Source organism: Thalassotalea sp. Y01, assembly GCF_012932945.1.
In the GTDB taxonomy this organism is placed as follows: domain Bacteria; phylum Pseudomonadota; class Gammaproteobacteria; order Enterobacterales; family Alteromonadaceae; genus Thalassotalea_A.
In genome coordinates, this window is record NZ_JABBXG010000012.1 from 12527 (window position 1) to 36697 (window position 24171).

Annotated in this window: 21 protein-coding genes; 3 read left to right on the forward strand and 18 right to left on the reverse strand. The window is 43.0% G+C overall.

Features of this window, described 5'->3' with window-relative positions:
• Positions 1-26 precede the first annotated feature (26 nt).
• Positions 27-938, reverse strand: coding sequence for a homoserine O-succinyltransferase (metA, locus tag HII16_RS15000; RefSeq protein ID WP_169131386.1), 912 nt, complete (start codon positions 936-938; stop codon positions 27-29).
• A 194-nt stretch (positions 939-1132) separates the two neighbouring features.
• On the opposite strand from metA, the gene HII16_RS15005 reads away from it, so the two are divergent.
• Positions 1133-3088, forward strand: coding sequence for a prolyl oligopeptidase family serine peptidase (locus HII16_RS15005; RefSeq protein ID WP_169131388.1), 1956 nt, complete (start codon positions 1133-1135; stop codon positions 3086-3088).
• Between the two features lie 78 nt (positions 3089-3166).
• Here the strand turns inward: HII16_RS15005 and recA are convergent, their stop codons facing one another.
• Positions 3167-4192 (reverse strand): recombinase RecA, encoded by a 1026-nt coding sequence (gene recA, locus HII16_RS15010; protein ID WP_169131390.1) that lies wholly within the window; start codon positions 4190-4192, stop codon positions 3167-3169.
• Between the two features lie 392 nt (positions 4193-4584).
• Between recA and mutS the strand changes: the two genes are divergently transcribed.
• Positions 4585-7152 carry a DNA mismatch repair protein MutS gene (gene mutS, locus HII16_RS15015; protein ID WP_169131392.1) on the forward strand — a complete coding sequence of 856 codons (2568 nt, stop codon included), beginning with the start codon at positions 4585-4587 and terminating at the stop codon, positions 7150-7152.
• Positions 7153-7239: 87 nt separating this feature from the next.
• Here the strand turns inward: mutS and rpoS are convergent, their stop codons facing one another.
• The 12 genes from rpoS to HII16_RS15075 all read right to left on the reverse strand — a co-directional run bounded on the left by rpoS (position 7240) and on the right by HII16_RS15075 (position 17664).
• Complete coding sequence (gene rpoS, locus HII16_RS15020; RefSeq protein ID WP_248289645.1) at positions 7240-8163, reverse strand: RNA polymerase sigma factor RpoS; 924 nt, start codon at positions 8161-8163, stop codon at positions 7240-7242.
• Positions 8164-8237: 74 nt separating this feature from the next.
• Complete coding sequence (locus tag HII16_RS15025; protein WP_169131396.1) at positions 8238-9068, reverse strand: peptidoglycan DD-metalloendopeptidase family protein; 831 nt, start codon at positions 9066-9068, stop codon at positions 8238-8240.
• Positions 9069-9114: 46 nt separating this feature from the next.
• Positions 9115-9693, reverse strand: coding sequence for a YqaA family protein (locus HII16_RS15030; RefSeq protein WP_169131398.1), 579 nt, complete (start codon positions 9691-9693; stop codon positions 9115-9117).
• Positions 9690-10346 (reverse strand): protein-L-isoaspartate(D-aspartate) O-methyltransferase, encoded by a 657-nt coding sequence (locus tag HII16_RS15035; protein ID WP_169131400.1) that lies wholly within the window; start codon positions 10344-10346, stop codon positions 9690-9692. Before HII16_RS15035 ends, HII16_RS15030 begins: the two co-directional genes overlap by 4 nt.
• Entirely contained in the window at positions 10343-11095 is a 753-nt protein-coding gene (gene surE / locus HII16_RS15040; RefSeq protein ID WP_169131402.1) for a 5'/3'-nucleotidase SurE, read from the reverse strand. Before surE ends, HII16_RS15035 begins: the two co-directional genes overlap by 4 nt.
• Positions 11076-12134, reverse strand: coding sequence for a tRNA pseudouridine(13) synthase TruD (locus HII16_RS15045; protein WP_169131404.1), 1059 nt, complete (start codon positions 12132-12134; stop codon positions 11076-11078). Before HII16_RS15045 ends, surE begins: the two co-directional genes overlap by 20 nt.
• Positions 12127-12600: a 2-C-methyl-D-erythritol 2,4-cyclodiphosphate synthase gene (ispF, locus tag HII16_RS15050; RefSeq protein WP_169131406.1), complete on the reverse strand. Its 474-nt coding sequence runs from the start codon at positions 12598-12600 to the stop codon at positions 12127-12129. Before ispF ends, HII16_RS15045 begins: the two co-directional genes overlap by 8 nt.
• Positions 12591-13301 carry a 2-C-methyl-D-erythritol 4-phosphate cytidylyltransferase gene (gene ispD / locus HII16_RS15055; RefSeq protein WP_169131408.1) on the reverse strand — a complete coding sequence of 237 codons (711 nt, stop codon included), beginning with the start codon at positions 13299-13301 and terminating at the stop codon, positions 12591-12593. Before ispD ends, ispF begins: the two co-directional genes overlap by 10 nt.
• Positions 13302-13303: 2 nt before the next feature.
• Complete coding sequence (gene ftsB, locus HII16_RS15060; RefSeq protein WP_169131564.1) at positions 13304-13582, reverse strand: cell division protein FtsB; 279 nt, start codon at positions 13580-13582, stop codon at positions 13304-13306.
• 123 nt (positions 13583-13705) lie between these two features.
• On the reverse strand, positions 13706-14356 hold the full coding sequence (locus HII16_RS15065) for a hypothetical protein (protein ID WP_169131410.1): 651 nt from the start codon (positions 14354-14356) through the stop codon (positions 13706-13708).
• 281 nt (positions 14357-14637) lie between these two features.
• On the reverse strand, positions 14638-15930 hold the full coding sequence (gene eno, locus HII16_RS15070; RefSeq protein WP_169131412.1) for a phosphopyruvate hydratase: 1293 nt from the start codon (positions 15928-15930) through the stop codon (positions 14638-14640).
• 96 nt (positions 15931-16026) lie between these two features.
• Complete coding sequence (locus tag HII16_RS15075) at positions 16027-17664, reverse strand: CTP synthase (protein ID WP_169131414.1); 1638 nt, start codon at positions 17662-17664, stop codon at positions 16027-16029.
• A 370-nt stretch (positions 17665-18034) separates the two neighbouring features.
• Between HII16_RS15075 and HII16_RS15080 the strand changes: the two genes are divergently transcribed.
• A complete protein-coding gene (locus HII16_RS15080) occupies positions 18035-18454 on the forward strand; it encodes a secondary thiamine-phosphate synthase enzyme YjbQ (protein WP_169131416.1) in 420 nt (139 codons plus the stop codon).
• Positions 18455-18539: 85 nt separating this feature from the next.
• On the opposite strand, the gene HII16_RS15085 is transcribed toward HII16_RS15080, so the two are convergent.
• The 4 genes from HII16_RS15085 to rlmD form a co-directional block, all read right to left on the reverse strand.
• A complete protein-coding gene (locus tag HII16_RS15085; protein WP_169131418.1) occupies positions 18540-19688 on the reverse strand; it encodes a DUF3083 family protein in 1149 nt (382 codons plus the stop codon).
• Between the two features lie 80 nt (positions 19689-19768).
• The gene (gene mazG, locus HII16_RS15090) at positions 19769-20524 is read right to left on the reverse strand and encodes a nucleoside triphosphate pyrophosphohydrolase (RefSeq protein WP_248289646.1); all 756 of its coding nucleotides are present in this window, start codon (positions 20522-20524) and stop codon (positions 19769-19771) included.
• Positions 20525-20589: 65 nt separating this feature from the next.
• Entirely contained in the window at positions 20590-22785 is a 2196-nt protein-coding gene (relA, locus tag HII16_RS15095; protein ID WP_169131420.1) for a GTP diphosphokinase, read from the reverse strand.
• An 8-nt stretch (positions 22786-22793) separates the two neighbouring features.
• On the reverse strand, positions 22794-24131 hold the full coding sequence (rlmD, locus tag HII16_RS15100) for a 23S rRNA (uracil(1939)-C(5))-methyltransferase RlmD (RefSeq protein WP_169131422.1): 1338 nt from the start codon (positions 24129-24131) through the stop codon (positions 22794-22796).
• Between the last annotated feature and the right edge of the window lie 40 nt (positions 24132-24171).

Here is a 24171-nt window from a genome sequence, read left to right on the forward strand (position 1 = left end):
AAGCAGGTAAAAGGCTGCGCCTTGAGTTAATTATTAAGTTCGTATGGGGTAATTTGGTATACATAGTAGTTTAGCCAGTTACTAAACAATAAACAGCCATGGCTGCGCCAACTATTGCTTGGCTTTTGCTCGAGATCATTATTGATAAAATAGTTAACTGGAATAAAGGCATCGATACCCGCGCTGATGTCTCGTTGATATTCATCCTTTAAGGTACTTGCATCATACTCCGGGTGGCCTGTAACAAATACATGTTTTTTATCATGACTGGCGGATAAATAGACACCGGCTTGGTTCGATTCGGCAAGCACGTTTAAACCGTCAATAGAATGATAATCAACTATTGGCACTTCACCATATCGTGAATGTGGCACTTTAAATTCTTCATCAAAGCCGCGTGTTAGCGGCTCTAAATCGTCAAGCGTTTGATGTAAATACACTCCGGATAATTTCTGCTCTCTCAACTCACGTTGCAAGCCATAATGGTAATACAACGCCGCATGAGCCGCCCAGCATGAATACATAGTCGACGTCACATTGGCATCCGCCCACGCAAATACCTCTTCGACTTTGGGCCAATACGTCACTTGTTGATAATCGAGCTGACCAAGTGGTGCCCCAGTGACAATTAAACCATCATATTTTTTGTGTTTAATGTCTTCAAACAATACATAAAACGCGTCCATGTGTGCCTTAGGGGTATTCTTTGACTCGTTTAAATGCAACCGCACTAAATCAACATTGATCTGTAGCGGTGTATTGGAAAGCATGCGCAATATTTGCACTTCGGTTTCTATCTTGTTTGGCATCAAATTGATAATAGCAACTTGCATCGGGCGAATATCTTGGTTTATCGCTCGGTTCTCCGACATCACAAAAATGTTTTCATTCGCCAGTACCGCTAGCGCTGGCAACTGATCCGGTATCTTTATTGGCATCGACTATTTCCCATATTGCATTGTGCTTAATACTACTTAACCATCTGGAAATGTCAACATCTAAACGTTTAGACGTCCATCAAAATAAATGCATCGTCAATTTGTAAAGAAATGTTAAATGTGTGTAAAATTGAAACACTTTCTTGAAGATTTCAAGAATACAATCACATTCCAAAATAATAAAAAGGGAAGTTATGAAGAAGTTTATTACCCTATTCTTGTTTATGTTCATAGGAGCGCAAGCATCGGCTGCCGATCTAACGGAGCTAGCTAAGTATGCCAAAAAGCCTATGTACACCTCAGCAAAAATTTCTCCAGATGGAAAACATCTGGCCGTTAGAACCTATCATGAAGGCGAATATGTATTGGCATTTATGGAGACAGAATCCAAAAAGCTAGTATTTACCTTAATCATGGGAGGTAAAGAAAGTGTCGGTAATTACCACTGGGTGAATAACGAACGTGTCGTAGTCTCGCTATTGACTGAGACCGGTGCGTTAGGCGTAGAGGCACTGACCGGTCGTTTATTTGCCATAAACTACGATGGTAGTAGACGCGAGCCTATCTTCTCAAATAATCATAACGGTGATGTTAGCTCAACATCAAAGCGTAAAACCTTCAGTGGTTACGGCACGGTCGTTGATACCCTAGATGGCGACGACGATAACATCTTAATTATGGTTCGCCCTTGGCTAAGAGCAAGTCATCAAGAACAACGTGCACCAGAGTTAGTTCGTCTTAACGTTTATACCGGTGCGCAAAAACGCATTATAAAATCACCAGGTCGTGGTAATAGATTCTGGCTTGATCACAATAATGAAGTACGTTTTGCAAAAGGCACGGTCGGATATGACGATATTTTGCTATATTACCGTGAACCTGGCGGTGAATGGGGCGATTTCCCATTTGATATCGATGTGAATTTTGCCGAAGACAAAGTCGACGTCTACGGTTTTAGCGCAGACAATAACAAACTTTACTACACCCACTTTGATGATGGCGACAACGGTACCCTGTACTCGTATAACTTTAAAAAGAAAAAATCTAGTAAGGTTTTTAAAAGTGAGACCGCCGTTATAAGCCGTATGCTTTATGACAGAGACCGCGTACCTTACGGCATTAAAATTGATGAAGATTATTCAAATTACCTAATGTTTACTAAAAAAGTACCATTAGCCAACGTTCATCAAATTCTTTATAAGTCTTTTAAAGGTGACTCTGTTGATATCACAAGTACCACACAAGACGGTTCAACCGTGGTTGTTTTAACACACGGTGATAGAAATCCTGGTACCTTCTATTTATACGATACGGTTGAAAACAAAGCGAAATTTTTGTTCAAGAGCTATGAGTGGTTAGAGTCAAAAGAACTATCGGCAATGGAGCCGTTTAGGTTTAAAGCAAGAGATGGTGTTGAATTATTAGGCTATATTAGCTTACCGAATAATACTGACGGCAAGAACTTACCATTGGTCGTTATGCCACACGGTGGCCCAAGAGCACGAGACTATTGGGGCTATGATTCTCACGTACAAACCTTAACTTCTAATGGTTTTGCCGTATTACAAGTTAACTTTAGAGGCTCAGACGGTTTCGGTGAAAAATTCATGCACATGGGTGATAAAAAATGGGGCACCGAGATTCAATATGACATCATTGATGCCACAAAATGGGCTGTAAATAGCGGTATCGCAGATGCCAACAAACTATGTATCTACGGTTGGAGTTTTGGCGCTTACTCGGCACTACAAAGCTCTATAGTGGAACCAGACTTGTATAAGTGTTCTATTGCAGCAGCTGGTATATTTGAACTAGAAGCGGCTTACGATCGCGGTGACATTCCAGACTCAGCCTATGGTGCCGACTATCTAAATGAAGCGATCAGTGATGATGAAAAAACATTGCGTAGCCAATCGCCATATTACAATTTAGACAAACTGAAAACACCGGTGCTATTAATTCATGGCTCTGAGGACGATCGCACACCAATCGAGCATGCTGAAGATTTAGCCAGTCGATTAGAAGATATGGATCGTAAGGTGGAAACCTTGTTTGTGGATGATGAATACCATGGTTTTAGAATCGAATCTAATCGTGTTAAAGCAAACAAAAAAGTCATCGACTTTCTTAATCAACACATTGGTGGTTAATCACTACACCACTATATAATAAGACAAAAAAACCGCTCAAAAGAGCGGTTTTTTTATCTTTAAGATTAAGCGTGAATGTTATTCAACTTCAACGGCTTCTTCTTCGCTGTCCTTAACTGTCGTTAACAACATCGCTCGTAGTTTGGCATCAAGATCTTTTGCCATTGCGGTGTTTTCTTTCAAAAATTTACATGCATTGGCTTTACCTTGACCAATACGCTCACCATTACAGCTATACCAAGCACCGGCTTTTTCAACCAGCTTATGTTGTACGCCTAAGTCAATCAACTCACCAATGTTGTTGATACCTTCACCGTACATGATTTGGAACTCAGCTTGTTTGAATGGTGGTGCAATTTTATTTTTAACAACCTTAACACGCGTTTCATTACCGGTAATTTGGTCACCCTCTTTTACCGCACCAATACGACGAATATCTAAACGTACTGACGCGTAGAATTTAAGTGCGTTACCACCGGTCGTAGTTTCTGGATTACCGAACATCACACCAATTTTCATACGGATTTGGTTAATGAAAATCATCATGGTGTTTGATTGTTTCAAGTTACCGGTAAGTTTACGCATAGCTTGTGACAACATACGAGCTTGTAAACCCATGTGGCTATCACCCATATCACCTTCGATTTCTGCTTTTGGTGTTAACGCCGCTACCGAGTCAACTACGATAACGTCAACCGCGCCTGAACGAGTCAGCATGTCACATATCTCTAGCGCTTGTTCACCCGTATCTGGTTGCGAAACAAGTAAGTTATCGATATTAACACCAAGCTTTTCAGCGTAAATAGGGTCTAGTGCGTGCTCAGCATCAACAAACGCACAGACTTTGCCGTTGCGCTGTGCTTCAGCAATAACTTCTAACGTTAATGTGGTTTTACCACTTGATTCTGGACCGTAGATTTCAATGATACGACCCATAGGTAAACCGCCAGCGCCTAATGCGACGTCTAACGATAATGAACCAGTCGATACTGTTTCAACGTCCATGCTGCGGTTCTCACCTAATTTCATGATTGAACCTTTACCGAATTGACGTTCGATTTGGCCTAATGCTGCGGCTAACGCCTTTTCTTTATTCGCATCCATTGTTGTCTCCAGTAATTTTTATAATTTATCCAGTAGTTGAGAAATAGTATACTGTATAATCGTACAGTATCAACACCTTTTTCTTTAAATCGTTCAATATACAGCCTAAAACATTGAAATATAATGATAAAAAATACACTCTAGTTTCGCAAAAAGTACTAAAAGACGATTTGAAACAGTGTTTACAACAGTGGGATTCAGTATTTATACAGTAGTTTTACTTGGCAAAGCTTATGCGTTGTAGAGCAAAACAACTTTGCGCTTTACTGTAGATTATTTTAACATCTTTAGATTACCAATTTCACTAGATATTTCTCGGCCCCGTAGCACGATTCCTAAGCCTTTGCCGGCATTAACAATTTAGGGCCAAGCCAATAAAAATAAGCTAATAAATGACAGACGATCTCTTAAAAAATACCAATCCGACGCCGATGATGCGGCAGTATTTGACCATAAAATCTGAATTTAAACATATTCTGCTATTTTATCGTATGGGTGACTTCTACGAGTTATTTTATGATGACGCTAAAAAAGCCGCAGACTTACTTGATATCTCGCTGACCGCACGTGGTAAATCCGGCGGCAATGCCATCCCCATGGCCGGTGTCCCTTATCATGCGGTAGAAGGTTATTTAGCGAAATTAGTGCAATTGGGCGAGTCCGTTGCTATCTGTGAGCAAATAGGCGATCCAGCAACCAGCAAAGGCCCGGTCGAACGTAAAGTCGTGCGCATTATCACCCCTGGTACTATTTCAGATGAGGCTTTGCTTGAAGACAAGCATGATAATCTATTGGTCTCGGTATTTGAGCATAAAGATAGCTTTGGTGTTGCTTACTTGGATATGAGCTCAGGTCGCTTTGTTATCTGTGAACCCAATACAGAAGAACAATTACAGGCGGAATTGCAGCGATTGAACCCAGCCGAGTTGCTGTATCCAGAATCATTTAGTCAACAAGCACTCATTGAACAAATCAAAGGCAGTCGACGCCGACCAGATTGGGAATACGATTTAGCAACGGCTAAAAAAGTGCTAAATGAGCAGTTTTCAACAACGGCATTATCAGGCTATGGTGTTGACGATTACCCGCTTGGGTTGTGTGCTGCAGGCTGTTTATTACAGTACGTTAAAGATACTCAACGTTCAGCGCTGCCACATATTCGCAGTATCAAAGCCGAAGCCTATTCACAAGGCGTTATTCTTGACGCAGCAACTCGTAAAAACCTTGAATTAACCGTCAACCTATCAGGTACGGTCGATAACACTTTGGCATCGGTACTTGATAAAAGCGCCTCGGCTATGGGCTCGCGTCTACTAAAACGCTGGCTCCATTTTCCATTACGCGATATCGATACCTTAGCGCAACGTCAAGACGCCATTAGTAGCATCCTAGATAACGATGTCCAAGAAGACTTATTTGATGTCATTAAGGGTATGGGCGATATCGAACGTATTGTCTCACGCATCGCCTTGCGCAGTGCACGCCCACGAGACTTTGCTCGATTGCGCAATGCACTGACCTTATTACCCGAGCTCAATGAATTGAGCGGCCTTTGCCAATCTACATTGATGCAGCGATTATCAGAGCAAGTCACACCGATAGACTATGTTCAGCAATTGTTGAGCGAAGCGATTATCGATAACCCACCGGTATTAATACGAGACGGCGGGGTGATTGCCGAAGGTTATCACAGCGAGTTAGACGAATTACGCGGTTTAAGCAAAGGCGCTAGCGAGTTTCTTGAGCAATTAGAAGCCAAAGAGCGAGAGCAAACCGGTATCTCTACCTTGAAGGTTGGCTACAATAAAGTTCATGGTTTTTATATTGAGATCAGCCGCAACCAATCACAAGATGTGCCCGATCATTATATTCGCCGGCAAACCTTAAAGAATAACGAACGCTTTATTACCCAAGAGTTAAAATCGCACGAAGAGAAGGTTTTAACCGCGCAAAGTCGTTATTTGGCCTTAGAAAAGCGCCTCTATGATGAGTTGTTTGATCTTATCGCAGATCATATCGAACAATTGCAGACATGTGCGCAATCGGTCGCCACACTCGATGTGCTAAATACCTTTGCTGAACGGTCGCAAACATTAAATTATCAAAAGCCAACATTGACCAATGAATCCGGCATACACATTAATGCTGGCCGTCATCCAGTGGTTGAGCAAGTCAGTAAAGACGCCTTTATCGCCAATCCTGTGGAGTTAAATAACGAGCGTCGAATGTTGATCATTACCGGTCCAAATATGGGCGGTAAATCAACCTATATGCGACAAACCGCATTGATCACCCTGCTAGCTCATGTTGGCTGCTTTGTCCCTGCCGACAGCGCGACCATAGGCATAGTAGATCGCATCTTTACCCGTATTGGCGCCTCAGATGATCTGGCAAGTGGCCGTTCAACCTTTATGGTCGAAATGACCGAGACAGCCAATATTTTGAATAATGCATCGGATAAGTCATTGGTACTGCTCGATGAGATAGGCCGTGGTACATCCACCTACGATGGCTTATCGTTAGCCTGGGCTTGTGCCGAATATCTGGCTTTAAACTCAAAAGCGTTTACCTTATTTGCCAGTCATTATTTTGAATTAACCGAATTGGCCGAGCAAATGGATAATCTTGCTAATGTGCATTTAGATGCCATTGAGCACGGCGACTCTATTGTCTTTATGCATGCAGTGCAAGAAGGGGCAGCGTCGAAAAGTTTTGGTTTGCAAGTTGCGCAATTGGCCGGTGTACCTAAAGTCGTCATAACTCGCGCGAAGCAGCGTTTAGGTGAGCTAGAAAGCCAGGCAAAACCAACAATATTGTCACAAGCGCCAAGCGATGCGATGCAGGCCGATATGTTTAATGAGGCACATCCCATCATTGAGCAGCTAGACAGCCTAGATATCGATAATTTGAGCCCCAGACAAGCACTTGATTTACTGTATCAATTAAAAAAATCGTTATAGCCAGATAGCGACTATAAGCTGCAAAAGAAAGAGCCGCCAGTTCAATAAACTGGCGGCTCTTTTTTGTTCAATCTAGTGTGCTTGAGCTTACTGCTGAAACAATGACTCGATAGACAAGTTTTGCGCAGATAAGATATCACGTAAGCGTTTTAATGCTTCTACCTGAATTTGACGAACGCGTTCACGGGTTAGGCCAATCTCATGACCAACATCTTCTAATGTTGCCGGCTCATAGCCAAGTAAACCGAAACGACGAGCTAATACTTCACGTTGCTTAGAATTTAGTTCATTCAACCAATGTACAATATTTTGACGAATATCTGAGTCTTGCAAATCAGATTCAGGGCCTTGGCTCTTCTCGTCGGCAATAACATCTAACAATGCTTTGTCTGATTCGCCACCAAACGGTGTATCAACTGACGTGATACGCTCATTTAGCTTGAGCATCTTGCTGACATCAGCAACAGGTACTTCTAATTTACTGGCAATTTCTTCGGCGGTTGGCTCATGATCTAACTGTTGCACCAATTCGCGGGCAGCACGTAAATATACGTTTAGCTCTTTAACCACATGGATAGGTAAGCGAATGGTTCGGGTTTGATTCATAATGGCCCGTTCAATGGTTTGACGGATCCACCAGGTTGCGTAGGTAGAGAAACGGAAGCCGCGCTCTGGGTCGAATTTTTCGACTGCGCGAATAAGGCCCAAGTTTCCTTCTTCGATTAAGTCTAATAATGGTAAACCGCGATTGTTATATCGTCGTGCAATTTTTACGACTAGTCGGAGATTACTTTCAATCATTCGAGCTCGGGATGCTTCACAGCCTTTAAGTGCTTTTCTGGAGAAGAAAACCTCTTCTTCTGCACTTAGTAGCGGAGAAAAACCTATCTCGCTCAAATACATCTGAGTTGCATCTAAATTTGATGCTGTGTCTTCGCTGCTGATTTTCTTTTCAGTAGTCTTAGTTGCTTCTGCAACTGCAGCGCCTGTAGTACTTCTTGCATTATCCATCGACATCTCCCAATATCCTCGGAATTATTATTAAACGTTCACTCGTGCCTCTTTTTTTATTAACTTATTAACGATTATTTCGGTAAATAACGCATTGGATTTACCGATTTGCCCCTAAATCTAATTTCGAAGTGCAACATAGTACGATCTGTACCAGTATTGCCCATTCTCGCGATCACACTTCCTGCTTTTACTGTTTCTTGTTCTTTTACCAGTAACTCATCATTGTGAGCGTAAGCACTGAGATAGTCATCATTATGTTTGATGATTATCAGGTTGCCATAACCGCGTAACGCACTGCCAGAATAGACTATCAAACCATCGGCTGCAGCTTTGACGGGTTGCCCCTTCTTACCTGCTATATCGATGCCTTGATTTCCTTTTTCGGCACTTGAAAAGTTTGAAATTACAGGCCCTTTAACAGGCCATATCCAACGATTCACTTTTTGCTTTAATGATGGAACTTTCACCGCAGTGAATTTCCCACCCTTAACCTCACCATACTCCTCGGCCTTATCATTTGCAACAGTTTTCTTGCTGTTTTTTTGCACAGTTTTAACGATTGATTTACTGGCGTTTGTCGAGCCGTTATTTATACTGGCTTGCGCTATCAAATGTAAAGTTTGATTTGGATAGATTTGATATGGCGGCTTAAGGTTATTATATTGCGCCAAAGTGCGCACATCGGTCCCCGCGCGAAAGGCGATAGAATATAAGGTTTCGCCTTTTTTAACCTTGTATGTCTTATCTTGGATCGGAGTTTGAGCCTGGCGTGAACTGCTGTTTGTTTCTAGGTTTACGACTGGTGCTGGGCGTGTTCTTTCCGCGCACGCCGATAACGCCATGATCACGGTTATCATCACTGCAACAGTGTAAGAGTTGTTTTTTCGTTCCCGCCAATTCATAAAAATATTTATTTTTATTCAGTTAGTTAACAGTTTTTATTGGTAATTATCTCAGTATAAAATATAACGCTATTGCTGCAAAGACCACAGCCCAACCGATAATATCGACGCTGTTTCTAAGTTTCGCTTCCATTTTTTCACCGCCTGCTTTAATCAGTCCTGCGACCAAATAAAAGCGCATTCCTCGGCCTATCGCCGACGCAAGAAGAAAGGGTAAAAACATCATTTGTAAAAAGCCAGCACTTAACGTGAACACCTTATAAGGTATTGGTGAAAAGCCCGCTAAGAACACCACCCAGACCCCATAGTCTTCGAACCAATCCATGGCGTGTTGGAATTTATCCATGTAATTAAACTCTATCAATAATGGTTTAATTACCGGTTCATATAGCCAAAAACCAAGCAAGTATCCGAGTACGCCACCAACCACAGACGCTAAGGTGGTGATCATTGCTAAACGCCAAGCATTTTCAGGTTTCGATAACACCATAGGCGCCAGTAATACATCCGGTGGTATTGGGAAAAATACCGACTCTGCAAACGACAATACTGCCAACACTTTAGGAGCGGCAGTATGGGTAGCCCATCGCATCGTCCATTGATACAAAGGCGAGAATATCTTCACAGCAATTCTCCAGGTACCAAAGGCACAAATCGCACCGCCTCAATTTGGCTAACATTAAACGTATCACCTTGGCGCTGGATAAGTTTAAGTACTTGCGCATCTTGGCCCACTGGAATGATTAACTTACCCCCATCGGCCAGTTGCTCTAGTAATTTTTGCGGCACTTCAGTGGCGGCTGCGGTTACGATAATTGCTTTAAAAGGAGCTTTGCTCGCCCAGCCTTTCCAGCCATCGCCATGCTTCATTTGTACATTATGTTGATCAATGCTTTGCAAACGACGTTTGGCCTGAAATTGCAACGACTTGATGCGCTCAACCGAATACACTTTACCAAAAAGTTGCGCCAAAATGGATGTCTGATAGCCTGAGCCGGTGCCTATCTCTAAGACATTTTCAGCGTCATTGCCTGCCAATAACAATTCCGTCATCTTAGCGACAATGTATGGTTGCGAAATGGTTTGCCCTTGCCCGATTGGCAATGCCGTGTTGTCATAAGCCTTATGCGCTAAAATTTCCGGAACGAAAATATGACGAGGGCTACTGGCGATGGCGTGTAAGACTCGCTCATTGCTTATGCCCTGGCTGTGTAATTGCCGTGCTAATAATTCGCCACTGCGCAATGATTTGCCACTTATACTTCGAGTTGCATTCATATGTCTAATTCACTTATCCAGTCTTTTATTTCGCTCATGCTGTTATAGGCTGTCATATCAACGGTTAATGGTGTCACAGATGCATAGTTATTGGCAACCGCATGAAAATCTGTACCAGGTCCAGCATCCAGCTCTGATCCAAGCGTACCGTACCAATAAATATCACGTTGCCATGGATCTTGGCTACGTTTCATCGTTTCGGCTTTATGGCGATGGCCCAAACGCGTCACGCTGATACCTTTTAACTGCTCAAGAGGGACATCAGGGACATTAATATTGATGATTTGATCACTTTGCAGTGGGTGTTGCTTTAATCGAGCAATAAAGCGACATACTACCACGGCTGCGGTATCAAAGTGTTTATACTCTTTACCTACCAAAGATACCGCAATGGCCGGTAAGCCCATATGACGGCCTTCGGTTGCCGCAGCTACTGTGCCTGAATACAACACATCATCGCCAAGGTTGGCACCGTGGTTGATACCCGCAACAACCAAGTCTGGCTCTTGCTCATACAACTGACTGATGCCCAGGTGCACGCAGTCCGTCGGCGTACCGTTTACGCTAATAAAACCATTATCAAGGGTTTCTGTACGTAGCGGATTTAACAAGGTAAGTGAGTTACTGGCACCGCTGCAGTTGCGATCAGGTGCCACGACCTTGGTATTGGCAACCTGACTTAAATGCTGATGTAAAACCTTAATGCCTTTGGCGCTAACGCCATCATCGTTACTTATCAGAATGTTCATTTTCACGCTCTTTTACGCTGATGTCGGTATAATCGAGTAATTCTCTTAACACAGTTGTCGCGAAACAGCCTGACGGTAAGACAAAGCTTACGGTGGCATTGTCACCATCAACCGTCATTTTTGCCGCTTGTACATATAGACTTATCGCTCGACGCTCTTGTTTTAAGGCAAACTTCTCAAGGCCGTCGCAGTAATCGCTTAGTTGTTCAGCAATGGCCAATTCAAACTGTTTGGCTTGATCACTGCTCATTAGCTCGCCCTCGCCCCACAATGGTAAGGTCGCGGCAATATCTTGCTCAGCTAGGCGCTGGATAATCTGATCATCTATCTTATCGCAGTGAAACACACTGCGACTGCCACTTAGCATAAACACATCACCATCAATGGGGTTGCTAAAATGGCCGTTTTTAATACGCGCATCGAGCATTTGGTTGAACACATGAGAACGCGCGGCTGATAAATAAAAGCCACGTTTGTTTCTATCATGAATACGTTTACCGGCAAATAGTTGCTTGGCGCCATTTAGGTTGTTGCCATCAATACCAAATCGTTGCTCGCCAAAATAGTTGGCAACACCGGTTGCGGTAATCTTTTGCCATCTTTGTTGTATTGCCTCGATGTCGGTGACATTGCGTAAGGTGATTTCAAAATGGTTGCCCAGTAAAGCGCCGGTTTTAAGCTTCTTATTATGTCGCTGCCACGACAAAACCTCGACACCTTCACAATCAAAGTCACTTAAATCATATTGTTTTTTACCCGGTACATGAACGCCAAAAAATTGCTCGGTAACGGCATTTCGATCTTTGAGACCAGCGTAGGTAACCATGTGCGGTTTCACTTTAAAGTACTTGGCTAATTGCTTGGCTACATACACCGTATTGGCACCGGTCTTTCGAAGATTAACCAGTAAGTGCTCACCTTCGCCACTGGCGGAAAAGGGTAATAGCTCAGTTACTTTAAAATCTTCAGGGCGACTGCGTAAGTCGCCGGTGCTTAGCGGCTTGCCATAGACATAAGCAAGGTCATCGAGGTTATGCATCTTTTAATAGTGCTACCGCATGAACGGCAACCCCTTCTTTGCGGCCAACAAAACCAAGTTTTTCGGTTGTTGTAGCTTTGACGTTGACATTATCAATGTCGGTTTGTAAATCGCTGGCGATAATTTCGCGCATCGCGAGTAAATGTGGCGCTATTTTAGGCGCTTGGGCAACGATAGTTATATCAACATTACCAACTTGATAATGCTTATTTGTCATTAACGACACCACATGGCGTAATAAAATACGTGAGTCGATGTTTTCATAATCGCTGTCAGTATCAGGAAAGTGATTACCAATATCGCCTAACGCCAAGGCACCTAATATGGCGTCGCACAAAGCATGAATCGCGACATCACCATCGGAGTGAGCAACAAAGCCTGCACTGTAATCTATTTGCACACCCGCGAGAGTAACCGGGCCTTGTCCACCAAATTTATGAACGTCATAACCATGACCTATTCGCATGATGACTCCTGTTGGCTAAGAATAAACGCCGCCAAGGGTAAATCCGCTGGCCGAGTTATTTTAATATTATCTTCGCGCCCTGAGACTAAGTGGGCCGATTGACCGGCATACTCTAGTGCAGACGCTTCATCGGTTATCGCTGCATTCTCTGCCAAGCCATTGGCTAATGCGTCAATAAGCAGACGATGAGGGAACATTTGTGGTGTTAATGCGTGCCACATATTTTCACGCTCTTCGGTATAGGCGATTTGGCCGCTGCTATTGGCACGTTTCATGGTATCACGCACCGGTGTTGCCAAAATGGCGCCTTCTTGGCTTTGTTCACAAAATTCAATGAGGCGTTCAATATCGTCATGGCTGACACAAGGTCTTGCGGCATCATGCACTAATACCCAATCTTGCTCTGACATTGCTTGCAAGCCTGCCAACACCGAGTCGGCACGCTCTTTACCACCAACGGCGGTGTGCACGTTCGGGTGGCTTGCGATGGCTAATTTACTAAACTGTTGGTCATTTTTACTTAAGACGACAATCACTTGGCTTATTTTATCGCAGCTTAGTAAGCGATTTAAGGTGTGCTCAATGATGCTACTGCCGTTGATTTGTAGATATTGCTTGGCAAGGGGTTGTTGCATACGAGAACCAACACCGGCGGCCGGCACAACAACGGTATACCCAAGCGGAGTAGATGTTAAAGTCAAAATTATTTCTCTTGCGGAATTACGCGGATGAAGGTTTCGCCATCCTTTATCATACCTAGCTCATTGCGAGCTCTTTCTTCAACAGCTTCTAAACCATGACGTAGGTCTTTAATATCAGCCCAAACCAGTTGATTTCGCTGACTTAATTTTTCATTGACTTGCTGTTGTGTCTCAATGCGTTCCACCTGTTGCCAATAATCAGGCACACTGTTTTTGCCAAACCATAAACGGTATTGCAGCAAAATGAAAAACAGAACCAAAATGGCGGTGATTATACGCATGCCTTGCACTAATTTATTATAGGTATTAACCACATTATAAAATGCGATTAACACAAGTCCATCATTAAAATCGTTTAATGTGAATTTAATGGAGAAGTTGACGCATTAGCGATCGAAGATGGGCTATTTTAGTGAAAAAAAGCCTGATTTTAAAGATGCCGTGGCACGCATATTTTGCCAATTAATCTGGCAAGACAATAATAACTCGCGTAACGACAAAGGGTGAGGCTGCGTTCTTGCTACGTCGCGCCATTGATGGCCACTGCAAGCCGCAGCAAATGCTTTTTTACATGGCTTAAGCAGAGTAAAACGCGAGTCTTTATTTACAGGGACAGGCTCGAGCTCAAACCAACCACTGTAGTTCAATCGGATTCGCTGCTGTTCGGTGTCGACGCGGTCAATGCAATCGATGGCGATTCGCTGCACGCCATCCTCATTCAACAAAACAGGCACCACTAAGCCCAAAGGTAACGCTGCCTTTCGGTACCATTGGCTAACTTGTTGTTCGCTTTGGCCTGTTAACGGCAGTTTATGTGATTGCTTTTCACTCCAACTGGCATTTTGCAAGTCGAGTCCCAGTGGCGTTTCACTGGCCAACATAGAGCCGGCGGTTTGTTTGATATAGTGAGGTAGACTTTTAAGTCGCGCTTGAATGCTTTGCGCAAAATCTTTTGGCTGATTGGCAAGTAATTGAATTTCCCGCTCATACAAAGCACTGCACAGTTCTGAGAACTGTGACGAGTGTTCAAGCGCGTCCGACAACAAATCTTGCATGTTAGTATATCCTATTCAAAATCACGGACTTGAATTAGGCCTTTATATCTAATAAATATAACGAGTGAATAATAAACTAAATTTGATTATTTAAAAAGCACCGATTTCTCAGGCTTACTATTCTGGTATAGCACATTTTTGCCAGCGCATCTGAATGACAGCGAATTAGTCCGCAGATAAATGCTTTGCCATTACGCAGCGGCACATACAAAAATGCCGATGACCTTAGCAATTTCTAGTGTCATCGGCATCATTATGCTTGCTCAATCAAAGGGGTAAAATTACTGACCTTTAATTTCACTGCGGCCGTTAAAAACCGCTTTGTCACCTAGGAACTCTTCAATACGAAGCAATTGATTATACTTGGCGACACGGTCTGAACGACACAATGAACCGGTCTTGATTTGACCTGCTGCTGTACCAACCGCTAAATCAGCAATTGTTGCATCTTCGGTCTCACCACTACGGTGTGAAATAACCGCAGTAAAGCCAGCGTCTTTAGCCATTTTGATCGCGTTCAAGGTTTCCGTTAAAGAACCAATTTGGTTGAACTTGATAAGAATTGAATTACCAATACCTTGCTCGATACCACGGGCTAAGATTTTGGTGTTGGTCACAAACAAGTCATCACCAACTAGCTGTACTTTCTCACCAATTTTGTCGGTAAGAACTTTCCAACCATCCCAATCACTTTCATCCAAACCATCTTCAATTGAGATGATAGGATAGCGAGCCGCAAGATCGGCTAGATAATCAGCAAAACCTTCAGAGTCGTACTTCTTACCTTCACCAGATAGGTCATAAACACCATCTTTATAAAACTCAGACGCGGCACAATCTAGTGCCAAGGTAACGTCAACGTTCATTTTATAACCGGCATTACCAACAGCTGTCTCGATAATCGACAAGGCTTCTTCGTTAGAAGCAAGGTTAGGTGCGAATCCACCTTCGTCACCAACCGCAGTATTTAAGCCTTTCGCGCCCAATTCTTTCTTCAATTGATGAAAGATTTCAGCCCCCATACGTAACGCTTCTCTAAAAGAAGGAGCGCCGACAGGTTGTACCATGAATTCTTGAATATCAACGTTGTTATCGGCGTGTTCGCCACCGTTAAGAATATTCATCATAGGGACAGGCATTGAATATTGACCAGGTGTGCCATTTAGATCAGCAATGTGTTCATATAACTCGACACCTTTGCTATTTGCAGCAGCTTTGGCAACCGCTAGAGACACGGCAAGAATGGCGTTAGCACCAAAGCTTTCCTTGTTCTCAGTACCATCGAGATCGATCATAAGCTGATCAACTTCAGCTTGGTTTTCAGCGTTTTTACCAAGTATAGCAGGAGCGATTTTATCGTTAACTGCAGCAACGGCTTTTAATACACCTTTACCCAAGTAACGTGACTTGTCTCCGTCACGTAGCTCAAGAGCTTCACGTGAACCAGTCGATGCACCAGATGGTGCGCAAGCACGACCAAATGCACCTGAAGCCAAACGAACATCCGCTTCGACTGTAGGGTTACCACGAGAATCCATCACTTCACGGGCAATAACTTTAACTATTTCCGACATGTTTACCTCTACGTTATAAATATAAAAATTGACGCTATTTCGAGTCTCCCCGAAAAAAAAGCCGTAACTTGTGTGGCAAATTACGGCTTAGTTTGGTTATTTATTGTCGCTTTGTTGATGCGTAAACGCTGCAGCAATAAAGCTTTCGAACAACGGGTGACCATCACGCGGTGTCGACGTGAACTCTGGGTGGAACTGACCTGCGACAAACCAAGGGTGAGTTGGTATTTCGATCATTTCAACTAGCTTCTTGTCTTGTGATAAGCCCGAGAATACTAGACCAGCTTGCTCTAGTTGGTCGCGGTAATGATTGTTTACTTCATAACGGTGACGGTGACGTTCATAAACGCTCTTGTCGCCGTAAATGCTTTCCGCTTTAGTGCCTGCAATCAGATGACACTGTTGTGAACCAAGACGCATGGTACCGCCAAGATCAGAGTTTTCACTGCGCGTCTCAACATTGCCTTCTTCGTCTAACCATTCTTCGATTAAACCGACCACAGGATATTGTGTGGCTTTGTTAAACTCGGTCGAATGTGCTTGCTCAAGACCAGCAACGTTGCGTGCAAACTCAATCAGTGCGACTTGCATACCAAGACAAATACCAAAATATGGAATGTTATTTTCACGAGCGTATTGTGCAGTAAGGATTTTCCCCTCAACACCACGTTCTCCAAAACCGCCAGGTACCAGAATCGCGTCCAAGCCTTGTAACTCTTCAGCACCTTTTGCTTCGACATTTTGCGAATCAACGTATTTAATATTGACCGTTAATTGATTTTTTAAACCCGCATGCTTAAGTGCTTCATTGACCGATTTGTAGGCATCAGGCAGTTCAATATATTTACCAACCATACCTATGGTCACTTCACCTTTAGGGTTCGCTTCTTGGAACAATACTTGTTCCCATTCGTGCAAATCAGCTTCTGGTGCTTCAATACCAAAGCGTTGACAAACTAAATTATCAGTGCCTTGTGATTTCAGTAACGCTGGAATTTTATAAATACTGTCTACATCGCGCATCGACACAACAGCTTTTTCTTCGACATTACAGAATAATGCGATCTTAGCTCGCTCATTTGCTGGAATCGCGCCTTCGCTGCGACAAACCAGAATGTCTGGGAAGATACCAATAGAGCGCAACTCTTTTACTGAGTGTTGCGTTGGCTTGGTTTTGATTTCGCCACTGGCTTTTAGGTAAGGAACTAAAGTCAAATGCATGAACATCGCACGTTCACGGCCTAATTCAACACCTAGCTGACGAATTGCTTCTAAGAATGGTTGTGATTCAATATCACCAACCGTACCACCAATCTCAACCATAGCAACATCATAACCTTCAGCGCCTTCTATAACGCGACGTTTGATGTCATTGGTGATATGTGGAATAACTTGAATAGTTGCACCTAAGAACTCACCACGACGCTCGCGAGCTAGAATGTCTTGGTAAATACGGCCCGTTGTGAAATTGTTCTTTTTGGTCATCTTGGTGCGAATAAATCGCTCATAGTGACCTAAGTCAAGATCAGTTTCAGCACCATCGTCAGTAACAAATACTTCACCGTGCTGAATAGGGCTCATGGTTCCCGGGTCAACATTAATGTAAGGGTCCAGTTTAAGCATGGTCACTTTCAGACCTCGCGCTTCAAGAATCGCTGCCATAGAGGCCGCAGCAATACCTTTACCAAGGGATGATACCACCCCACCTGTTACAAAAATATATCTCGTTGTCATGTGAAACCCGGAATTAAGGAATTAACAGAAATCGTGTGTCTATAACTAGCGTTAATACAGAAAATCAAATGCTTAGTTACAGTTAGCTACCCAAGTAGCAGGACGGGGCGCTATTGTAACAAAAGCCGACTTAGACAACAATATGCTTTTTACATATCTGGCCATGTAATTCTTACAACGTTATTTTATCTGTATTGGTTTGCCGTTTGTACACGTTTGCGTCAAACCAACAATGTAATCGTTAAGATCAGTGCAAACACATTAAATTACTGTTTGTTTCAACAAAATTAGTCATCGAAAGATAAACATGTCCTAGCATAATAGTAGACCGAACCGCTCGTGTAAAAGTTAAACAAGGAATTTAGAATCTATGTGGCAACAAAATATCATTCAACTTTCGGCCATGGGTCGTGGTTTTCATTTGATTACCAATCAGGTGATACAACAATGTCCACAAATACATAACCTTGATGTGGGCTTATTGCATTTATTTTTGCAGCATACTTCGGCGTCAATCACCGTCAATGAAAATGCCGACCCAACCGTGCGTCATGATTTAGAGCAACATTTTAATCGTTTTGTACCCGAAGATGCGCCCTATTATCAACACGACTATGAAGGCAGTGACGACATGCCTGCTCACATCAAATCAACGACCATAGGTTGTGAGTTAACACTACCCATTCGCGATGGTCAATTGGCACTAGGCACTTGGCAAGGAATCTATTTATGCGAACATCGCAATCATGGCGGTGGCCGACGCCTAATCGCCACCTTGCAAGGTCAATAATTACCGCTGATAAGACAATGTCACACACTCGGAAAAACATAAAGACAGGGCCAACTAGCCCTGTCGTTACTGCCTCAATTTTCGATTAGTTTTTATTCGCTTTACTTGGAATTGAGTACATTAAATGCTGATGAAAGCGTAACACGATGCTGTCTTTGACCTGACTGTAATTTAATTCATTTGCCAGTTGACGTACCGCTTCACTCAGATGGTTAACAAAACGACCATAACCATATTTGTTGATATCATTTTGCGATGCGATAAACACCAAACGTATACTATCAACCAAATTTTTACTATCCCACTGACTTACATACAACCCTTCTGAACCAACAGGTTTAAAACCAAGGTTCAATAACTCGCCTTTCGGTAATACATAGTTTTCATTATCACGGCGAATAATTGGAATTTTGCCATTGGCGATAATCGCTAATTGGTTGAGATTATATTGCTTGGCGATTTTGACAAATTTGTCACTGACAAAGGTATACAGTGGATTGTATGGATCCGGCGCCGCTTCATCTATCTCACAAAACTGCAACAATTGTCGATGAATCGGCAAATTTACCACCGCAAAGGTCATATCGTTGTTGTCAGCAGGCAATAACAATGATTGTTGCTGATAGCGTTTGGTGATCGGGCGGAAACTGTGTGTTATCGACTTATCACAGCCCTTCTTTCTAGCAAACACGTCGTAGGTCAGATGCTGGTGATCGCGTACTTTGAAGCTACCCACATCGACTTTCAATAAATTGGCAAACTCTTCGATTAATGCCGTAACACCGGCGTGGAATTGCGGGGCATTAAATCGTAACTCATCACCTGTGGCTAAAAATAACAGCTGAATTTTATCAGCCAAAACATCAGCATTAAAAAAGGTAGTCAAGCCGGTATGCATACTCGGGTCATACATAAACAGGATTTGTTGGTCCGTCTCCAACACCTGCTGTTCTTGAGCATACATAACCCGCACTAATTTATTTTTACCAATAAAGCTGACATTTTCGAAACCATGGCGTTCACACAGATTGAAAAAGCTATGTGATAGGTTGCGATAAAAATCGGTAAAATATACGCCATGGCCGTGACTGCCGGCAATCAACTCCAGTAGCGCTAGATTTGGCTTAAATTCGACTAGTATGTATTGGTTTTCTCTAACGTTGGCTGGCACCAACACCTTATGTTGCGCGCTGCGTTTGCGGATTAGCCCAATTCTCGATTGACTTTGTAGCATAACCTTAGCTCCTTGTGTCTTAGATACGAGCTAAGGTTAATTGTCTAAAATGTCAGCAAGGTGACAGAATCAAGATCGTTTTATGACAGCCTTTTCGCCTGCAGCCAAAGTGATTCAAGGTATTGCAAACTGGATTGACGAATATCCATATTATTATCAATATGATGTTGTTCAATAAATTGAAAACGGCGGGTAAATTTTTTGTTTGCCTGGCGCAACAACTGTTCAGGATCAAATTTACCATGACGCGCTAAGTTCACCACAGCAAACAATAGATCACCAATTTCTTCAGCCAATGCGTCATTGTTGATATCACGATGGTTCAGTTCTTGCTCTACTTCACCAACTTCTTCTTTAACTTTTGACAATACCTCACGGATGTCATGCCAATCAAAACCAATGTGGGCGCAACGTTTCTGAATTTTTGCCGCCTGCATTAACGCAGGTAATGCCTTGGGGATATCATCAAGTAACGATTGTTGCTGATTTTTATTGGCTCGCTCTTTGATTTTTTCGTTTTCCCAATTGGCTTTTATGTCTTGCTCATTGGCAAATTGTTGATCAGTAAAGACATGGGGATGACGGCGGATCAGCTTTTCGCAGATGCTAGACACCACATCGGCAAAATCAAAACGCTGCTCTTCTTCGGCGATACGCGAATAAAACACCACCTGAAACAGCAAGTCTCCGAGCTCTTTTTCCAGCTCGGGGTAATCTTTATTTTCGATAGCCTCGGCTACTTCAAAAGCTTCTTCTAAGGTATATGGTACGATACTCTGGTAACTTTGTTTGAGATCCCATGGACAGCCGCCATCAGGGTCTCGTAATTTACTCATTATCCACACCAATTTATTAATGCTGTCAGGTTGGTTAAGCATATACTTCAGGTTACTTTGAGTCATTAATTGCGCATCCGTTTAACACTGATAATATCGTCAAGTTGATCCAGTTTATTGAGCAAACGAGACAATACATCTGAATTTGCCACTTGCAATTTAAACATCATTTCATTGCAGCTTAACTTGGTGTCGTTGCGGGAAGACATGTCTAAAACATTCACTTTTTCATTGGCTATGATTGTGGTTACATCGCGCAACAAGCCCTGTCGCTCACCAGTAATAATTTTGATCGCGACTTGATAGCTCTGCTCTGAGGTTTTACCCCACTGAACTTCAACCTGACGCTCAGGGGATTGTTCCAAGGCATGTTTTAACTGTTCACAATCATTGCGATGGACACTGATACCACGCCCTTGTGTAATAAAACCAAGAATGTCATCACCAGGCACTGGCTGACAGCATTTGGCCATATGCGTTAATAAGTTACCCACACCAGACACCGTAATGCCATTTTTGTCGACCCGCGACTTTTCATTGCTTTGACGAATCTGCAATTTAGGATCGACTTCATCTTTACCTTTTTTGCGATTAACGATGGCATTTAGCAGGTTAATAACTTGAATGGTTTTAACATGACCCGAACCAACTGCGGCTTGCAAATCCGCTAAAGCTTTAACATTAAATTTCTTAAATGCCGGTTTTAGGTCAGCATCTTGCAGGTTGTTTTTAAGTAACTCTTGCTCTAATTGCTCTTTACCAATTTGTTGATGTTTCTCGCGATCTTGTGATTTAAAGAAACTTTGTACTTTTGAGCGAGCTCTCGCGGTATGGATATAACCCAAAGATGGGTTCACCCAATCGGGGCTCGGATTTGGCTTTTTACTGGTTAATATCTCTAGCTGCTCACCGGTGTGGAGTTTGTAGGTAAATGGTACGATACGACCATCGACTTTGGCGCCAATACAGCAATGTCCTACATTTGAATGAATGTAATAAGCAAAATCTAATGGTGTTGAGCCGTTTGGTAAATCAATGACATCACCATTTGGGGTGAATACATATATGCGATCCTCAAACACTTCATTGCGGATCTCATCCACTAATTCATCGGAGTTTTGTACATCTTCTTGCCATTGCAACAGTTTGCGTAGCCAATTAATTTTTTCGTCAAAACCGCCGGCTTTACCTGACGCAGAGCCTTCTTTGTAACGCCAATGCGCTGCGACACCTAGTTCTGCATCATCATGCATTTGCTGGGTTCGTATTTGCACTTCAACTGGTTTACCCGCTGGGCCCAACACCACGGTATGTATTGACTGATAGCCGTTCGCTTTTGGCGTCGCTACATAATCATCAAACTCACTTGGCAAATGTTTCCATGAGGTATGTATCGCGCCTAGTGCACCGTAGCAATCTTGTAGCTGGTCGACGATGACGCGAATCGCTCTGACATCAAACAGTTGATCAAAGTCGAGCGATTTTTTTTGCATTTTTTTCCAAATGCTATAAATATGTTTTGGTCGACCATAGACGGTGCCTTTGATCGAAAGATTGTCCAGTTGTTGCTGTACGCCGGCCACAAAGTCAATCATATATTGCTCGCGATCAAGACGCTTTTCATCGAGTAATTTGGCGATGGTTTTATAGGTATCAGGATGCAAATAGCGGAACGAGATATCTTCCAATTCCCACTTGATTTGGCCAATACCCAAGCGGTTGGCTAACGGTGCATAGATATTAGCGGTTTCTTTGGCGGTAAGTACCTTAACGTCTTCCTCAGAATTTTTAACATCTTTAAGGTTACATACTCGTTCAGCGAGCTTGATCACCACCGCTCTGACATCTTCAACCATAGACAATAACATCTTACGAATATTATCTATTTGTCCACTAGCAAAGCGCGTACCTAAGGGTTGCTGTAAACTGCGAATGGCGTCCATTTGATGCACGCCGCTTGCTAAGGTATGAATGTTGTTACCAAACTGCTCTTGCACCCACTCGAGGTTTATTACCTGATGCTCCAACAAGGGAACCAACATGGCAGCGACTAATGAATCACTATCCATATTTAGGCCTGCGAGGATCTCCACCATTTCCAGAGCTTTGCTTTGGCAGGTTAGATGCTCAGCAAATAATGGCTTGAGCTTACTAAAAGCCGATTCCAAACTGGTCGCCTTGTCCTTCGCTAGGGCTAAATCAGACAAGTAACTTTCAAAATTTTCGGCTGATAGCTGATGAGATTTACGAACAGATACCATTGGAGTTCCTATTTATTCTTTACAAATAACGCCATGGTTTCCACATGACGGGTTTGCGCAAACATATCCATAAGCGCAATTTTCTCGAGTCGATAACCATTGTTAAGTAACTCGGCGCTGTCACGACTCATGGTCGCGGCATCGCAAGAAACATAAACAATCACCTCAGGCGCCATGCTGACGATTCGTTTTATTGCACCAGATGCACCGGCTCGCGCGGGATCAAGTAACAATTTATTAAAATGCCCGACTGGGTATTGGTCAAGCCACGGCCAAGGCACGTTTTCATCGTTAAGATCTGCTTGAAAAAAGTCACAATGGCGCAAATCATTGGCCTCAGCATTTTTTTGAGCGCGTTCAACCATGCTATCGACACCTTCAACGCCCACTAATTGCTGGCATTGTTTTGCCATCGGCACACTGAAATTACCAAATCCACAGAACAAATCAACCACCCGATCGTCTTGTTCAAGTGCTAACCAACTCATAGCTTGCTGCACCATTGTCGCATTTAGTTCGCCATGCACCTGTAAAAAATCGTTATGCGAAAAAGACAATTGGCAACCGTGCATTTGAAACCACAAATCAGCCACTTCTTCGCCATCGAGTGTGCTGATGCCTTGCTCATCTTGCAAAATAATTTGCAGCTGCTGCTGTTGGCCGAATGCCGATAACAAGGCGATGGATTTCGCTGACAATTTTTTTAATGTACGCAATACCAAGACATGACGATCGGCAGCGATAAACTCACAATGACCAATGGCTTTGGATGGGCTTAGTTTTTGCAATACCTGTTGCAACGGCACAAATACATCACTGACGTCTTGTGGCAATACCAAACACTGCTTGATTGGCGTTAATACATTCGATTGTTTTTTGCGAAAGCCTAAGGTTACTTGGCCTTGTCGGTCATATTGCACACCAATTCGCGCTTTGCGGCGATAATGCCAAGGCTTGGCAACTAAGGGCGCTTGCCAAGGCAATTGCTCAAGCTTGGTATTACGACGAAATAGCTCGCTTACTTTTTGCTGTTTAAAATCAAGCTGCGCTTGGTACTCGAGATGTTGCAAATTACAGCCTCCACATTGATAAAAGTGGCGACATTCAGGGCTAACCCGCTGTGCATTTGAGGTGAGTATTTTTTTACTGTCAGCTCTGAGGTATTTTGATTTTTGCTCAATAACCTTCGCCTCAACCACTTCTGAGGGCAAAGCATTACTGACGAATACAGGCTTTCCCTGATGACGGGCAACACCATCACCATTGATATCAAGCCGCTCGATTGTCAGCTGCAGAGTTTGCTTATCAAGGGCCTTGGCTTTTTTCGGTTTATAAATTTTAACCATTTAATTTTACAGAGTATTTTTGCTATGACTTTGCTGCAAA

Excerpts from the sequence above, each read along its gene's own strand:
- HII16_RS15085 (WP_169131418.1), bottom strand. The coding sequence starts at position 19,688 with ATGCTACAAAGTCAATCGAGAATTGGGCTAATCCGCAAACGCAGCGCG.
- HII16_RS15035 (WP_169131400.1), bottom strand. The coding sequence starts at position 10,346 with ATGAATGCAACTCGAAGTATAAGTGGCAAATCATTGCGCAGTGGCGAA.
- ftsB (WP_169131564.1), bottom strand. The coding sequence starts at position 13,582 with ATGCGTATAATCACCGCCATTTTGGTTCTGTTTTTCATTTTGCTGCAA.
- eno (WP_169131412.1), bottom strand. The coding sequence starts at position 15,930 with ATGTCGGAAATAGTTAAAGTTATTGCCCGTGAAGTGATGGATTCTCGT.
- rpoS (WP_248289645.1), bottom strand. The coding sequence starts at position 8,163 with ATGGATAATGCAAGAAGTACTACAGGCGCTGCAGTTGCAGAAGCAACT.
- ispF (WP_169131406.1), bottom strand. The coding sequence starts at position 12,600 with ATGCGAATAGGTCATGGTTATGACGTTCATAAATTTGGTGGACAAGGC.
- HII16_RS15080 (WP_169131416.1), top strand. The coding sequence starts at position 18,035 with ATGTGGCAACAAAATATCATTCAACTTTCGGCCATGGGTCGTGGTTTT.
- HII16_RS15025 (WP_169131396.1), bottom strand. The coding sequence starts at position 9,068 with ATGAATTGGCGGGAACGAAAAAACAACTCTTACACTGTTGCAGTGATG.
- HII16_RS15065 (WP_169131410.1), bottom strand. The coding sequence starts at position 14,356 with ATGCAAGATTTGTTGTCGGACGCGCTTGAACACTCGTCACAGTTCTCA.
- rlmD (WP_169131422.1), bottom strand. The coding sequence starts at position 24,131 with ATGGTTAAAATTTATAAACCGAAAAAAGCCAAGGCCCTTGATAAGCAA.
- mazG (WP_248289646.1), bottom strand. The coding sequence starts at position 20,524 with ATGAGTAAATTACGAGACCCTGATGGCGGCTGTCCATGGGATCTCAAA.
- mutS (WP_169131392.1), top strand. The coding sequence starts at position 4,585 with ATGACAGACGATCTCTTAAAAAATACCAATCCGACGCCGATGATGCGG.
- surE (WP_169131402.1), bottom strand. The coding sequence starts at position 11,095 with ATGAACATTCTGATAAGTAACGATGATGGCGTTAGCGCCAAAGGCATT.
- HII16_RS15045 (WP_169131404.1), bottom strand. The coding sequence starts at position 12,134 with ATGCATAACCTCGATGACCTTGCTTATGTCTATGGCAAGCCGCTAAGC.
- relA (WP_169131420.1), bottom strand. The coding sequence starts at position 22,785 with ATGGTATCTGTTCGTAAATCTCATCAGCTATCAGCCGAAAATTTTGAA.
- HII16_RS15005 (WP_169131388.1), top strand. The coding sequence starts at position 1,133 with ATGAAGAAGTTTATTACCCTATTCTTGTTTATGTTCATAGGAGCGCAA.
- HII16_RS15075 (WP_169131414.1), bottom strand. The coding sequence starts at position 17,664 with ATGACAACGAGATATATTTTTGTAACAGGTGGGGTGGTATCATCCCTT.
- recA (WP_169131390.1), bottom strand. The coding sequence starts at position 4,192 with ATGGATGCGAATAAAGAAAAGGCGTTAGCCGCAGCATTAGGCCAAATC.
- metA (WP_169131386.1), bottom strand. The coding sequence starts at position 938 with ATGCCAATAAAGATACCGGATCAGTTGCCAGCGCTAGCGGTACTGGCG.